Below are 17,194 nucleotides of genomic sequence, written 5' to 3' on the forward strand. Positions count from 1 at the left end.
AATTAAATAAAATGAAACTGTTTAAAACTTTTGCATATACAGGAATTATCTTATTCCTTTTTGCCTCATGTGAAGACTTAGTGGACGAAGACCCTATCAGTGAAATTGGAGAAAATAATTTTTATGCCAATAATGATGATTTATTAGCAGCGGTAATCTCTGGGTATGATGGAATGCAATCCTTTTATAGGGATCAATACTTTTTTTGGGGAGAATTTAGAGCAGATAATCATGCTCCTTCAAGTAACGTGAACGCTAATAACCAAGAGATAGCAGATAATGCAATCACGGAAGGTAATAGCGCAGCGCGCTGGCAAGATCTTTACCGAACAATTAGTCGTGCAAATAATGTTATTAAAAATGCTCCAGATGTCCCTAGTTTTGATGAAAACTTATTAGCTGAAGCATTAGCCATGCGTGCTAAATGTTATTTTGATGCGATTCGTGTGTGGGGTGATGTTCCATTGTTTATTGAGCCTGTTGAGGTAATATCAGAAACGGCAAAACCAGCCACTAATGCTGCCACCATTCTGAACGATGTGATAATCCCAGATATGATACTAGCTCAAGATTTGATGCAAATACCTTCAGACGATTTTAGATTTTCTAAATCTAGTATTTATGCATTACAAGCTGAGGTTTATGTTTACGCTGGTGATTACCCGAATGCGAAAATTGCAATTCAAAATTTAATGAATTTAGGAAGTCACAGTTTAGTGACTACACCGTTAGAATGGAGAGAACTTTTCTTTAATAGTAATGGAGATGCAGCTACTGATGACGCCTTGGACGGAAAAATTCAAGAAGGTTCAGAATTAATAATGTCCATCAGGTACAGTGTAGATGAAGAAGCCGGATCAGGAAATCTTAATAGATCTGCAATTGCTCAACTATTCCGTGGTGGAGTTCCACAATTTTTGATGTCTGAGGAAATTGAAAATAAATGGATCAACAGATTCCCAACTGATTCTGTAGATTGGGAAACAAAATATCCATCTACAGACCCAGCTCTAACAAGAACCGTAATTGAACCAGATGGTATGGGCGGTACAGTTGAGGTGCAAAGATTTAATTATGGAGATTGGAGATATTTTTATTCACGTCAAGGTGGTTATGATGGATTAGGTTCAATCTCGATTGGTCAAGCCAAAACTGGTAAATGGGGAGATTCTGTTTTTCCATCAAATGAAGATATCACTGACGTGGTTGTATATCGTTATGCTGATATGCTATTATTATTAGCTGAAATTGAGCATGAATTAAATCCAACTGATGCTGCTACACCCTTAGGGATTATTAATCAACTTAGAACTGCTAGACAATTACCTCAAGTGACACTGGCGGAGTTTGGAGCAACACCAGATGAAAGATTGGATTATATTTTAGTAGAACGTCAGTTAGAATTATACGGTGAAGCAAAAAGATGGTGGGATTTATTAAGGAATGATAAAGCTATTCAAACAATGACACCTATTCTTCAAGCTAGAGGTGTGACCGTGCCGTTAACTCAAGATCGACTAAAGTGGCCTATCTTTTTTGAGCACCTTATTGAGAATCCACAATTAAATCAAAATTCAGGTTATTAAAAAAAGTAAAAAATGAAAACAGTTGTTAAAATTAAGATTACAGTTCTACTTTTCGCTACTATACTTTTTAGTTCATGCGAATTGGAATTACAAGACAATTATGATTTCCAAAGCAGTGCTGTCTTTGAAGAGCCATTTGGAGAAATTACAGCATATGAATTTCTTCAGCAATTTACCACTCCAGTGACTGAAGATGATAACTACAATCCTGAGCACTTCAATTATATGGAGGCGGCAATAAGAAAAGCGGGAATGGTAGATGAATTCAATCAAACAGCAGATACGTTAAGAACATATTTACTTCTTAATAATAATGCTTTTGTAGGAAATGGAGATGTTATACAAATTGTTACTGGTAGTGCAGCAACACGTGAAACCGTTTTAGATAATGCTGGAAATCCTGTTCTAGATGCAGATGGTAATGAAGTGACAGTACTTTTAACTCCAGATGAAGTTATGGAAAGAGTTGATACACCTGAAGAGTTAGAAAAACTAAGAACCTTGTTAAATTATCACATTACAATGGATTATGTTGACCAAGTTCCCACCCTAGCTGTAACTCAGGCTTGGTATACATTCCAGACTTTGATTCCTGGCGTTGACGGAACCATCTCGTACAAAAGAGATGATGATTGGGACGTACAGATTAATGGTAGTGGTTCACCTATGCCAGCATCAGCAAGAACAGGTGGTTGGACAGAAAATGTCAGAAATCACAATTATGTTTTCAATAATGGTTTAGGTCATATTATAGCTGATCCAGTAAGAAATCAGCCTTATTAATGATGGATTAAGATTTAGCCAATACGATGATTAGGATAAAATCCTTTTACTACACATGATGTAGTGAAGGGATTTTTTTGTGAATATCTCTATTCTTGATAATCATAATCTTCCAATTGGTGTTATAATATCACAAATGAAGAACTCCACAATTTACTAGTAATTTGCGATACTCACTGATGGTAAATTCTCCGCTTTCGCGAAAGCATTATAAATACTAAATTGTCTTTCAAAATGAACTTTTAAAAAATAAAACATTAGGAAGATCTGTATTTTGGATGTAGAAAATTATATAATATTTAATGTTACTAGGAGCTTACATCTAACATGGAAACGATTTAATTTCAGATTCTAAAAATGTTCCCTTCAATTTTGATATTGAGTTTTATTCTTATGCCATATTTTTAACTGCTTTCATCTCAGATTTTTGTGTTTTTATAGAAGTAATCCTCAGGATAGAACAGGATAGAGCTTGTGACATATATTTTTATTTTTATTAATTAAGAGTTTTGGCAGTTCTTGTTTAAGTTTATCTAATAATTAATTCCTCTGACATATGTGTAAACCGTTTTATTTCCTAGTAATATTTTGTTTGTTTTATGTGTCACATACTGCAATAGCACAAGATGATACCGTTGGAGAAAAGCCTAATATTATTTTTATACTTACTGATGACCAGCGTTTTGACGCTATAGGTTATGCTGGTAATAAATATGTTGAAACTCCAGAAATGGATGGTTTAGCACAAGCTGGGACTTATTTTAAAACAGCTATAGTTACTACACCTATTTGTGCTGCAAGTAGAGCTAGTATTTTAACAGGTTTACACGAGCGAGCGCACAATTTTAATTTTCAAACGGGTAATGTACGAGAAGAATACATGGAGAACTCATATCCTAGATTGTTAAAGGATAATGGGTATTACACTGGGTTTTATGGTAAATATGGAGTGCGTTATAACGATCTAGATAAGCAATTTGATGAATACGAATCCTATGATAGAAATAATAGGTTCAAGGATAGAAGAGGATATTATTATAAAACCATAGACAACGACACGGTGCATTTAACACGTTACACCGGACAGAAAGCCTTAGATTTTATCGATAATAATGCTTCTAATGATAAACCGTTCTGTTTATCATTAAGTTTTAGTGCGCCACATGCTCATGATCCTGCAGAGGATCAGTACTTCTGGCAGTCTGAAATGGACGATATGTTAGCGAGTACAAAAATGCCTGATCCAGAGTTAGATGATGATAAATATTTTGATGCGCAACCAGAAATTGTAAAAAAAGGCTTTAATAGATTGCGATGGACATGGAGATACGATACTCCAGAGAAATATCAGCACAGTGTAAAAGGATATTATAGAATGATTTCTGGTGTAGACTTAGAAATTAAAAAAATTAGAGAAAAACTTAAGGCTAATGGTCTAGATAAGAATACGGTTATCATCGTTATGGGAGATAACGGTTATTTCCTAGGAGAACGTCAGATGGCAGGTAAATGGTTAATGTATGATAACTCTATACGTGTACCATTAATTGTTTTTGATCCAAGAGTAGATAAGCATCAGGATATAAATGAAATGGTTCTCAATATAGATGTTCCTCAGACTATTGTTGATTTAGCAGGATTAAGAGCACCAGAGTCATGGCAAGGGAAAAGTTTATTACCTATCGTGCAACAGGAAACCAATACCATTGCTAGAGATACTGTACTTATTGAGCATATTTGGGATTTTGAAAATATTGCTCCTAGTGAAGGTGTACGTACAGAAGAATGGAAGTTTTTTAGATATGTAAACGACAAATCCATTGAGGAACTTTACAATTTAAAGAAAGACCCTAAAGAAACTAAAAATTTAATAGGAAAGAAAAAATACAAAGCTGTTGCAGATAAACTTCGTAAGAAACTAGACGAATTAATAAAGAAAAACAGTAACGAGTATAGAGCAGCGCCAACGGATCTAACAGTAGAGTTAATAAGAGAACCAGCTTCAGATGTAAAAATTTTTGATCTTAAGCCAGAGTTTGGGTGGACTGTTCCATTAGGTTCTAAGTTTCAAGGAGCTTACCAGATATTAGTGGCTTCAAATAAAACTGATATTGATAATAATAATGGCGATGTATGGGATAGTGGGCGAGTAGCCTCTGCAAAATCTACAGATGTGGAATATGCTGGAAACCCTTTACAAATAGGGAAAACATATTACTGGAAAGTTAGAATCTGGGAACAAGAAAATCGTTTAGTTGATTATTCTGAAGCACAAAAGTTTACTACCGGAAAACCAGATGATTATATCATTTCAACAGAAAATAAATATGAGGTTGATAGAGTAAAGCCAGTACTTTTTGAAAACAGAGGTGATTTTTACTTTATGGATTTTGGTAAGGCAGCATTTGCAACGATAGATTTTAATTATGTAGCTCAAGATCCTCACACGCTTACCTTTAGAATAGGAGAAATGGTAGATGATAATGGGAATGTAAATAGAACTCCACCTGCAAAAAGTAATATACGCTATCAACAAATTACGATAGATGTAAAGCCTGGGAAAACGAAATACCAAATCGAAATTAATCCAGTTCCAGACAAACGTATGAAAGGACCTAGTAAAGCGATTCCTTTACCAGAAGGATTTCCAGTGCTACAACCTTTTAGATATGCTGAAGTTGAAGGAGCAAAAGGAGCTTTAAAAGCAGCAGATTTTGAACAGTTAAGACATACCAGTTTTTGGGATGATCATGCAAGTAGTTTTAAAAGTAATAATGATATTCTAAATCAAGTATGGGATTTTTCTAAATACTCTATTAAAGCAACAACTTTTAATGGATTGTATGTAGATGGAGATAGAGAGCGTATTCCCTATGAAGCAGACGCTTATCTAAATCAATTAAGCCACTATACCACCGACAGAGAGTTTGCGATGGCTAGACGCACCATTGAGTATTTTATGGAGCATCCTACATGGCCTACAGAATGGCAACAGCACGTTGCGCTTTTGATTTATGCAGATTACATGTATACAGGAAATACAGAGTTAATTGAGCGTTATTATGAGCGGTTAAAGCATAAAACGCTGTATGAACTTTCTAATGAAGATGGCTTAATTACCTCTACCAAGGTTACTGAAGAATTTATGTATAAACTAGGTTTTAAGCCTGGTTATAAAAAGCCATTAACAGATATTGTAGACTGGCCGTCCAAGAATTTTGCAGGAAGTAAAACTAAAGGTGAACGTGATGGTTTTGTATTTAGACCATATAGCACGGTTATTAATTCATTCTTTTATGAGAATATGAAAATTATGACTGAGTTTGCAACCATACTAGGTAAGACAGAAGAAGCTTTAGATTTTGAATATAGAGCAGCAAAGGCAAAAAAGGCAGTTAATGAACAAATGTTTGACAAAGAACGTGGTATTTATGTAGATGGAATAGGTACAGATCATGCCTCTCTACACGCAAATATGATGCCTCTAGCATTTGGACTTGTTCCAGAAGAACACTATGAATCTGTAGTAGAATTTGTGAAATCCAGAGGAATGGCATGTAGCGTTTATGGGGCACAATTTTTAATGGATGGCTTGTACAATGCAGGAGAAGAAGATTATGCACTAGAATTGCTGGCTAGTAAAGCTAAAAGAAGTTGGTACAATATGATCCGTGTAGGCTCAACAATTAGTTTAGAGGCTTGGGATTATGAGTATAAAGTTAATTTAGATTGGAATCATGCATGGGGCGCTGCACCAGCTAATGTAATCCCTAGAGGCTTATGGGGAATTAAACCTCAAACCGCAGGATTTGGTGTTGCTACCATTAAACCTCAAATGAGTATATTAAAAAATAGCGAGATAGAAGTACCTACTGTAAGAGGTACTATCAAAGCAAAATATACCTATAACGGTAAAAGATTACAAACTTATGAAATCGAAATACCTGGTAATATGGTGGCTGAGTTCTCATTAAATGATTTAGATGGAAAGGACTTAATTCATAATGGGGAGAAAGTGCCGTCTGCTTTTGATTACATTAGACTAGCTCCTGGAAAGCACGTTATTCAACTTAAAATAAATTCCTTTTAAGCAAAAAACATCTATCTGTTTGTATACACCACGTTTTAACTTAAATATGATCTTTAAGGAAAAATTTCTTCTGGAATTCAATAGTGATATTAAGAAGATTAATGGCTCGTATTTATATTTCAATGCAGTGCATGAATGAGATAAACTTATCATAAAAGTAAAGACCAATGAAGAAATTAATTTTTTTAGCAGCACTTTTAATCGTAGTGTCATGTAATACTCAACAATCTAGCTCTAATGATTATAAAGATGGTTCTTTATCAATTGATGAACGAGTAGAAGCATTACTTTCAAAATTATCTATTGAAGAGAAAGTAGCACAAATGAGAATTTTTCATGCCAATATCGGTACTAAACCAGATGAAAACGGCAATTTGAAACTTTCTAAAAAAGTTATTGAAAAACTAAAACTAGGAATTGCAGGAATTAAAAATCCAGGCGAGCATATTGATCCTGTTGCAGCTGCAAAATTAAATAACGAACTTCAAAAATATATTATCGAGAATAATCGATGGGGCATTCCAGCATTGTTTGTGACGGAATCTTACAATGGTGTAGATGCAGAAGGTTGTACCAAATTTGGCCGTCCTATGACATCTGCAGCATCATTTAACCCAGAATTAGTGCAACGTCAGTGGGATGTAGTAGGTAGAGAAGCACGATTGAGAGGTATGCACATGTGTCACTCGCCAGAGGCAGATATTGTACGTGATCCTCGATTTGGTAGAATGAGTGAAGCGTTTGGTGAAGATACTTATCTGACAACACAAATGGTAGTTAGTGCAATTAAAGGTGTGCAAGGTGATTATGAAGGACTGGGAAAAGGAACGCATATCGGTGCGGTTGCAAAACATTTTGCAGGATATGGACAAGTGCTAGGTGGCTCTAACTTTGCTGCGATCGAGATCTCTGAAAGAACACTTATCGATGAAATTTATCCGCCGTTTGAGGCCGCTGTAAAGGAAGCTAATACGTTGGGAATTATGGCTTCACATGGAGATTTAAATGGTGTTGCGAGTCATGGTAATCCAGAATTATTAACCGGTGTGCTTCGCGATCAATGGGGATTTGAAGGTTATGTAGTATCTGATTCTAATGATATTGCACGATTATTTTATTTTATGAAAGTAGCTGAAAGTCCAGAAGCCGCAGCTCAAATGGGTCTAGAAGCTGGAATTGATATCGATTTATATGCAGAGGATTCTTATTCATATTTACCAGAAATGGTAAAGAATAATCCGGATTTAGAAGAGTTAATCGACCGTTCAGTACGTCGTGTATTAAGAACAAAATTCATTTTAGGATTATTTGATAATCCATATATCGATATTGAAGAAACTAAAAAAGGTGTTCGATCTGCTGCATCATTGGAACTGGCAAAAGAGTCGGATTTAGAATCTATTATTTTATTAAAAAATGAAAATAAAACCTTGCCTTTAAGCAAGGAAAAATCAACTAAAGTAGCACTTTTAGGACCTTTATTGAAGGAGAATACGAAAGAGATGTTTGAGTCAGTTTCAGGTCCGAATATTAAGTTTGTTGCAGAAAAAGGTTTTCAGTTAACTAATGAAAAAGGTGGTGCGCCAGAATTGTTAGAAAGAGACCCAAAGGCGATTGCTAAATTAGTAAACACAGCAAAATCTGCTGATGTAATTGTTTTGTTTCTTGGAGGTGACAAGTTTACCGCTAAGGAAGCATATTTTAGTAATAGTACCTTAGGAGATAGAGCTACGATTGATCCAGTTGGTCCACAAAATGAGCTGGTAGAAAAAATCAAAACGTTAGGCAAACCAGTAATTGTAGTCTTAAAACATAGAAGAACACTGTCTATTAATACCATAGCTTCAGAAGCAGATGCGATCCTAGATACTTGGGATTTAAGTGAATTTGGAGATGAATCTACAGCTAAGATTATTTTTGGTGATGTGTCTCCTTCAGGTAAATCTCCAGTGACTATTCCAAGATCCATAGGTCAGTTGCCTTATCACTATAGCATGAAAGAGATTAATTATAAAAAAGAATATTTATTCTTAGGAAAAGGACCATTGTATCCTTTTGGTCATGGTTTAAGCTATGGCGATTTTGAATATTCTAATATCTCAATTTCTAGTGGAGAAATAACTCGAGAAACAGAGCTTACGGTGAGCGTTAAAGTAACTAACAATGGTAACATAAAAGCTAAAGAAGTAGTTCAAATGTATATTAAAGATGAGATAGGTTCTGTTACTAGACCAGATAAAGAACTTAAAGGCTTTGAAAAAATAGAATTAGATGCTGGCGAAAGCAAAACAGTCACATTTACCATCACTCCTAAAATGTTAGAGTTCACAGGGATTTCTATGAAGAAAGTGTTAGAAGCCGGAGATTACACCGTTAAATTGGGGACTTCTTCTCAAGATTATTTGGAAACCACATTCAAATTAAAAAAATAGATTTACAATGAATAAATCAATCTTATTACTGGTTACTTTATTAAGCCTTTATAGTTGTACTGATACTGAAAAAACACCATTAGAGGAGAAGGATGTTTTTAATGAAGATTATATAAAAACTTCTATGATAAAAGCACTAGAGTGGCAAGAAGCACACCCTATTTTTGCTATACATCCTACAGACTGGACTAATGGTGCATACTATACAGGTGTTGCAAGAGCACATCATACGACTAAAAACATGATGTATATGGCTGCGTTAAAAAATCAAGCAGTGGCTAATAATTGGCAACCATACACACGTTTGTATCATGCTGATGATGTCGCTATTTCATATAGCTATTTGTATGTAGCTGAAAACGAAAAACGAAGGAATTTTTCAGATTTAGAGCCTACGAAAAAGTTTTTAGATACACATTTGTATGAGGATAATGCTTGGAAAGCAGGAACTAATAGAAGTAAAGAAGACAAAACCATTTTATGGTGGTGGTGTGATGCTTTATTTATGGCACCACCTGTAATTAATTTGTATGCAAAACAGTCAGAGCAACCTGAGTATCTAGACGAAATGCACAAATATTATATGGAAACCTATAACAGATTGTATGATAAAGAAGAAAAGTTATTTGCAAGAGATTCAAGATTTGTTTGGGACGGTGATGATGAAGACAAAAAAGAACCAAATGGTGAAAAAGTATTTTGGTCTAGAGGAAATGGATGGGTAATCGGCGGTTTAGCATTATTGCTAGAGGATATGCCAGAAGACTACAAGCATAGAGATTTCTACGTGAACTTGTATAAAGAAATGGCTAGTAGAATATTAGAAATTCAACCAGAAGATGGTTTATGGAGAACAAGTTTGTTAAGTCCAGAATCTTACGATCACGGTGAGGTTAGTGGTAGTGCTTTCCATACTTTTGCTTTGGCTTGGGGAATTAATAAAGGTTTAATAGATAAAAAATATACACCTGCCGTTAAGAAAGCGTGGAAAGCTATGGCTAATTGTCAGCATGATGATGGTCGTGTAGGTTGGGTACAAAACATAGGTGCTTTTCCAGAGCCAGCTTCTAAGGATAGTTATCAGAATTTTGGAACTGGAGCTTTTTTGTTAGCTGGAAGTGAAATTCTAAAAATGAGATAATGTTATTCAATCAATTAGACAAATTATAGTGTATTTCCGTTAAAATCAGCATAGTTCAGGATGGTGTTTTTTAAAGATTTATTCATCTTTAAATCTTTAATTAAAGGATCTTTATATTCAGGACACATGAAAAAAAAATTATTGAATTATTTACCATTGTTTGCATTGATGCTATTTACAGTGTCAATGATGGCTCAAACAGCGCCTGATGAGGATACAAATTCTAGTATAGCTTGTCCTAGCTCAGGTGTTTTTCAAAATAATACGACTAGAGATGTAGATATAGCCAATCCTGATAATGTGGGTACTGTTGATGATAGAACCTGTTATGCAGATTATTATGAAACTAGTGTTTATGGAGAAACTTGGGGAGCATATAACATAACCTTTAATTCTAATCATTGGGATGCACCTAACACATTACAACCTAGAATAGAGCGATCATTATCAAGGTCTCAAGAAACTGGTGTGGGAAGTTATGCGCGATTCACTGGGACATTGAGAATTCTTGAAGTTGGTAATACCGGTACTTTCGGTAGTACTGGAAGTTATCTGATGCAGGCCAAAGGTAAGCACACGGGCGGTGGTGGATCAAATGATCCGGCGATCTGTTTGTATTTAGCAAGACCAGTTTATGGACCTGACGCTAATGGTAATCAAGTACAGGTATCATTTGATATTTGGAGGGAACAGATCAATTTTAGAGGTGGATCCGGAGCAGCTGGAAGAACCGAGGTCTTTCTTAGAAATGTTTTAAAAGATGAAATAATTGATATAGAATTAGAAGTAGGATTTAGACAAGATCCTAATGATCCTAATTTAAAAATACACTATTCTGATGCTATCATAGGTGGTCAAGTATTTAATTGGAATATTCCGGAACCAGAACGAGGAAGAGAATCTGGTATCAGATATGGGGTTTACCGTGTAAAAGGAGGAAGAGCACAAATGAGATGGGCAAATACGACTTATCAGAAAGTAGAAGTTGTAGATAATAGTACTATCCCTGCAGCAGATATTTACAGGATAAAAAATGTAGAGACTGGAGAATATTTAACATCATCAGGTTCAAGCATTATCGCAAGTACGTCAGGAACTGGTTCAGATAAAGAATGGGAGATAATCTCAGCTGGATCTGGCTCTAGCTATGTCAATATCGATAGTCAAGTTAGAGGAATAATAAGATTTACTGGTGGATCGTCAAATCCAGGATTAGTAAGTACAAATTTTTCACCGCCAAATACAGATACAGATAAAGTATGGACTGTTATTGATAATAATGATGGAACTGTTAGTTTTGAAACACGTAATCTGGGTAGGTTTTTATATCATGATACCAATAATATGATAACACATTCAGCTAATATAGATGATAGAAGTAAATGGAATCTTGAATCCACTACTTTAAGTGTTGATAGTCAGCAAATTGCTTCTGTAGGTGTGTATCCTAACCCTACGGTTGATGGCTTTACAATATCCTTAGATAATATTAGTGCTGAGAAAGTTCAAATTTTCAACCTTTTAGGAATGTTGGTATACGAACAAAAGACAAATGAGTCAAGTATCCACATAGATAACATGGATAACTTTGATTCAGGTATGTATATCATTAGTGTCACCGCAAATGATAACAAGGTTTATCAAACCAAGCTCATTGTAAATTAGAGATTTCTAAAATTTCGTAAAACTTAAAGTCAAACATTAATTTGTTTGACTTTTGTTTTTTATAATTTCCGCGAGTGAAAGAACCATGATTGTGCTGGACTTGTGGCTTCTTTGTATTACGCTTTCGCGAAAGCGTAATAAACAACAGACCTTATAGTCTTTAACGTCTCTAAGCTTTTCTTTTGCTTAGACTCATAACCACAGGACAAAACAGGATGGGTGTTTTGAATGCTAATCTTAACTTGAATATTGCTTAATGAAACACACATGAAAAGACGAAACTTTATAAAATTTTCTGCAATAGCAGGCGTAGGCTTATCACTTCCTATTTCAGGATTATTACATTCTTGTACGAGCCATCCTGAGCATTCTTTAGAATTTAAAAATTTAATCACAGGTTTGTTGAAGCGCTGGAGTGATGGAATGTTAAACGTACAGATTAATGATCCTTCTAATTTAGAGGTGCATGGTGCATTAGGTTGTCCGTCGTGTTCTCATATCCACGGACGTTGTATGGATGCCGTATATCCGTTTTTATACATGGCAGATAAAACAGGTGATAAAAAGTATATAGAAGGTGCTAAATTAGTAATGACCTGGGCAGAAAATAATGTCTCTCAAGAAAATGGCGCGTGGACGGTAATACGTAACCCAAAATCTTGGAAAGGGATTACCATTTTTGGAGCTATCGCTCTAGCAGAAGCATTGCATTATCATGGACACGTTTTAGATGAAGACACGCGCACGGCTTGGACTAATCGTCTGGATAAAGCAGGTCAGTATATTTACGACACCTTTACCATAGACTTTACTAACATTAATTATCCAGGAACAGCGGTTTATGGATTAAACTTAATAGGTGATGTGTTAAATAGAACTGATTTTAAAGTCAAGAGTAAAACACTAGCTTCTCAAGTAAAAGACTATTTTACACCTAATGAAGGCTTACTTTTTGGAGAATGTAAAAAAAGCTCGAGCAAATTAAGTGAAAAAGGACTGCACGGTGTTGATTTAGGATATAATGTAGAAGAGACGCTGAATAGTTTAGTGATGTATGCGCTCAAAGAGAAGGATGAAGAGCTATTAGAAATCTTAACCAAATCTCTAAATAGTCACTTAGAATTTATGTTGCCAGATGGCGCATGGGATAATAGTTGGGGAAATAGAATGTACAAGTGGAGCTATTGGGGAAGCAGAACCTGTGATGGTAGCCAGCCAGCCTTTGGGATGATGGCGCACATCAATCCTGCATTTGGAACGGCAGCAGTAAAAAATACCGAACTATTACAACGTTGCACTGCAGATGGATTAATCCATGGCGGTCTTGGTTTTATAGAAGCAGGAATTCCACCATGTGTGCATCATACCTTTACACATGCAAAACCATTAGCGGCATTATTAGACCATTGGGATCATTTACCAGAAATAAATGCAAATACTAGTCTACCAAGAGCTACAGCAGATGGTGTTACACATTTTAAAGATTTAGATGTGTTCTTATTTGCTAGAGGAGATTGGAGAGGAACCGTGAGTGCTTATGATGCAGAGTATCATTATAAGGAAGATTATCGTCAGGCATCTGGTGGTGCTTTAGGCGTTTTATATCATGATAAAGTAGGATTGCTATGTGCAGCAAGCATGGCAGAATATGCGCTAGTAGAAAAAAACAATCAACAAGTACAACCTAATAAAGATATCTGTTTAACACCACGTGTTGAGGTGTTTAAAGACGATGTGTGGTACACTAATTTATATGATTTACCAGCAACGGTAGCTTCAGAAGATACAGGTGATATTATTAAAATAATAGCAGATGTAAAACTGAAAAATGTGAATAGAAAAGAAGTAGAAGGAACAGCATCTGCTTTTGATATCACTTACAAATGTGCTGTAGATAAAACAGAAATTAAAGTAACTACAAAACAAGATATTACAGCGCAAACGGCTTTTGTATTGCCTATAGTCTCGCCAAATAACGAAGTCGTTACTCACGTTTCCGATTCAGAAATCACAATTCAGAAACCAGAAGCTGTAGTGACGATTAAAGCTAATGTCCCTTTAAAAATAAAAGAAATGGCTGGAAGTAGAACCTTTAATATGGTGCCAGGTGTGGAAGCTATTCCTATTGAAGCATACTTTGATAAGGAAACAAATGAAGTTTTAGAAATTTCTGTATCAGTAAGTTGATGTTTTATGTAGCCAAAAGCCAATCAAGTAAATCAACATATCTATATGAAGTTATTCAAACTACTACTGCTTACGGTGGTAATATGCCTAACAAGCTGCAGTTCAAATTCAAAAGTCTCAATATCAGACCTTAAATGTGAATACCGTACTAACCCATTAGGTATAGATAATACTGCACCTAGATTAAGTTGGAAACTCACAGAATACCATCAAACCAGAGGACAAAAACAAACTGCTTATCAAATATTAGTAGCGAGTAGTTTAGAGCTGTTAAATGATAATACAGGCGATGTTTGGGATTCTGGTAAGGTAGAATCCAATCAATCTGTAAATAATACCTATCGAGGCACAGTACTAGAATCTGCAAAACAGTATTTCTGGAAAGTAAAGATTTGGGACAAGGATGGTGTCGTTTCAAACTGGAGTGATTACGGCAAATTCTCAATGGGTTTATTACAACAATCGGATTGGAAAGGCGACTGGATTCTAAAGTCCGACCAGAAAAAAACGGACCACAATTGGTACCGAAAAAATGTAACACTTTCAGATGATGCTGAATCGGCATTTGTATTTGTAGGGTCTTTTGGGTATCACGAATTGTATGTGAATGGAGAAAAAATCACTCAGAATGTGATGAATCCAGTGTCAACCTACATGAAAAAAAGGATAGCCTATTTAACCTACGATATTTCTGACCAATTAAAAGAAGGAGATAATGTCATAGCGATTTGGCATGCTGCAGGATGGTCACGTTGGAGACGTATTAGTGAATACAGAAATATCCCTTTTGTATTTAAAGCACAAGCCGAAATTGTAGCAGGAGGCAAGCAAATTACCTTAAAATCTGACACCACTTGGAAAACTAAAAAAAGCCATACTGAATATTATGGCGATTGGGATATCTTACGTTTTGGTGGTGAAACCATCGACGATAGAAACCGAGAGGACGATTGGAATACAGTAGCATATGATGATAGCAACTGGATGAATGCAAGTGTTTACAATCATGAGATTTTAAACGCTCAAATTCCTGAAGGCAATAATATTAGTTTTGCATTGAATAGCAGAAAAAATAGAGAAGTACGTGCGTTATATAAGCCTATCACGGCTCAGTTAAGCGCTCAAATGGTAGAACCTCAGGTAAAATTTAAGGAGCTTAAAGCCATAGCAGTAGATAAAAATCATGATGGTACCTATCGCATTGATATGGGCGAAAACTACACCGGATTTTTTGAAATGGACTTGTATAATGGCATTGAAGGCGATTCTATTCTATTTGAAATTACAGATAGAACAGAAGTGAGGTCTAATTGGAATCAAAAGAGTAAGTACATCTTTGGGAAATCAGGAAAGGGAAAATTCCAAAATCGATTTAATGTTGCTGGTGGGCGATGGATTACAGTTCACGGTTTAAAATATGAGCCTAAACTAGAAGATGCAAAGGGCTACGTTATTACCAATGATAGAGAGCAAATCAGCAAATTCGAATCTTCAAGTGAGCAATTGAATCAAATTTATCAAATCAATCTAAATACTTATTTAGCCAATACTATGGATGGTATTTTGGTCGATTGTCCACATCGAGAACGCCGAGGTTGGGGAGAAGTTACAGTAGCTGCAATGTATGGTGATGCCTTACCTAATTTTGAGAGTGGTGCCTATATGGATCAATATCTACAATTTACCAGAGATGCACAATTTCCTGATGGTAGAACACGAGCTGTCATTAACGAAGAAGACCGTCCATTCTTAATGTGGAAAGCAAATAATCCATTAACCGTTTGGGAAACCTATAGAATGTTAGGTGATAAAAAGGTGTTGGAGGACAATTATGAATCCATGCAGAAATGGATGACATGGTTGCTCGAAAATTCAAATTATGAAACAGGAGGTGCCATAAAAGCAGGAACACAAGGCTTAAGAGAATTCCCAGGATTAGGCGATTGGTGCACACCTCGTGGTAATTTCTGGACCAGCAGTAACTCGCCAGAAGCAGTTCATTTTAATAATTGTCTGTATGCGTTCATGCTAGAAAATGCTATGCATATTTCAGAAACTTTAGGTAAAACAGACGATGCTAAAACATTTAAAGATCGTTTAAAAGTTCAGCGAGAAGCGACTCATAAATTGTCTTACAATTCAGAAACTGGCAAATACATAAAAGGCTATCAGGTAGATCAAGCCTTTGCATTAGTCTCTGGTGTGACACCTGAATCTGAGAAGGAAAAAGTAACTGCAAACCTAGTTGATAATGTGTTGTATAAATTTCCATATTACGATACAGGTAGTTCTGGGCAAGCCTTGTACACACGATATTTCACAGAATCAGGTGAACGCATGGATTTAATTTATGAGTTGTTAAGAGACAAGCATCACCCAAGCTATGGTTACTTTTTAGAGCAAGGCAAAACCGTTTGGCCGGAACGTTGGTCAGCGGTAGGTAATAGTCAAATACACACCTGTTATACCGGAATTGGAGGCTATTTCATAAAAGGTTTTGGTGGCATTCGACCAAACTCTGAACATTTAGGAATGCAACATATGATTATTAAACCTGCACCTGTGGGAGATTTAACCTTTGCAAATACCGAATATGAATCTATGTATGGAAACATAGTCGTGAACTGGAAAAAAGAAGATAATACCGCTACATTTCATATTGAAATCCCTGCAAATACAAGCGCTCAAATATATCTTCCGGCTACGAGTAAGGATGTTATACAGGAAAGTGGTAATCCTGTTGACGCTTTCGCGAAAGCGGAATATATCAAGTTTATAGGAACAGAAAAAAACAAAGCGGTAGGCAATTATGTGATTTTTAACGTGTCATCAGGAATCTATGATTTTAAAGTAGACGAATTACCGGTAATACAATTTCCAGAGCCTTTAAATGATTTAAAGAATTTGGCGAAATTAGGACGAGTAAATGCGTCGTCTATGTTTATTCAATCTGAAAAACTACCCGTTTTTGAGGCGTTTAGAGTTAATGACGACGACGAGGAAACACGCTGGCTAGCTACCGAAACTGCAGATCAATACCTAGAAGTAGAATGGGTGAAACCGCAAACCTTTAATCAAGTGATTATTGATGAATTTGAAAATAACATAACCTCTTACAAACTTCAATATTGGGATAATTCAGAATGGAAAGATATACAGTCAGGAAGTTCTTGTGGTGCCAATAAAACCCATCAATTTGATGCGATTGTAGCTTCAAAATTCAGAATTTTTATTGTGGATGCTAAACAACCACCATCAATTAAAGAGCTTGAAATTTTTAATACAAATACCTTTGAAAACAATTTTTAAA

8 protein-coding genes are annotated in these 17,194 nt (G+C 35.6%); all 8 read left to right on the plus strand.

Going from position 1 to position 17,194, the window contains the following annotated elements; all coding sequences use genetic code 11:
- Window positions 1-11: 11 nt before the first annotated feature.
- The 8 genes from IL45_RS01460 to IL45_RS01495 all read left to right on the plus strand — a co-directional run bounded on the left by IL45_RS01460 (window position 12) and on the right by IL45_RS01495 (window position 17,193).
- The gene (locus IL45_RS01460) at window positions 12-1,586 is read left to right on the plus strand and encodes a RagB/SusD family nutrient uptake outer membrane protein (RefSeq protein WP_160165377.1); all 1,575 of its coding nucleotides are present in this window, start codon (window positions 12-14) and stop codon (window positions 1,584-1,586) included.
- Between the two features lie 12 nt (window positions 1,587-1,598).
- Entirely contained in the window at window positions 1,599-2,369 is a 771-nt protein-coding gene (locus IL45_RS01465) for a hypothetical protein (RefSeq protein WP_036579422.1), read from the plus strand.
- A gap of 601 nt (window positions 2,370-2,970) precedes the next feature.
- Window positions 2,971-6,459: a sulfatase-like hydrolase/transferase gene (locus IL45_RS01470; protein WP_235183309.1), complete on the plus strand. Its 3,489-nt coding sequence runs from the start codon at window positions 2,971-2,973 to the stop codon at window positions 6,457-6,459.
- A 167-nt stretch (window positions 6,460-6,626) separates the two neighbouring features.
- Window positions 6,627-8,891: a glycoside hydrolase family 3 N-terminal domain-containing protein gene (locus IL45_RS01475; protein WP_036579428.1), complete on the plus strand. Its 2,265-nt coding sequence runs from the start codon at window positions 6,627-6,629 to the stop codon at window positions 8,889-8,891.
- Window positions 8,892-8,898: 7 nt separating this feature from the next.
- Window positions 8,899-10,032, plus strand: a complete 1,134-nt coding sequence (locus IL45_RS01480) for a glycoside hydrolase family 88/105 protein (protein ID WP_036579431.1) — start codon at window positions 8,899-8,901, stop codon at window positions 10,030-10,032.
- A 126-nt stretch (window positions 10,033-10,158) separates the two neighbouring features.
- Window positions 10,159-11,697: a T9SS type A sorting domain-containing protein gene (locus IL45_RS01485; RefSeq protein WP_160165378.1), complete on the plus strand. Its 1,539-nt coding sequence runs from the start codon at window positions 10,159-10,161 to the stop codon at window positions 11,695-11,697.
- Window positions 11,698-11,964: 267 nt separating this feature from the next.
- Window positions 11,965-13,884: a hypothetical protein gene (locus tag IL45_RS01490; protein ID WP_036579701.1), complete on the plus strand. Its 1,920-nt coding sequence runs from the start codon at window positions 11,965-11,967 to the stop codon at window positions 13,882-13,884.
- A gap of 45 nt (window positions 13,885-13,929) precedes the next feature.
- Window positions 13,930-17,193, plus strand: a complete 3,264-nt coding sequence (locus tag IL45_RS01495) for a family 78 glycoside hydrolase catalytic domain (protein WP_081866507.1) — start codon at window positions 13,930-13,932, stop codon at window positions 17,191-17,193.
- Window position 17,194 lies beyond the last annotated feature (1 nt).

The organism is Nonlabens ulvanivorans (assembly GCF_000732625.1).
Taxonomy (GTDB): Bacteria; Bacteroidota; Bacteroidia; order Flavobacteriales; family Flavobacteriaceae; genus Nonlabens; species Nonlabens ulvanivorans.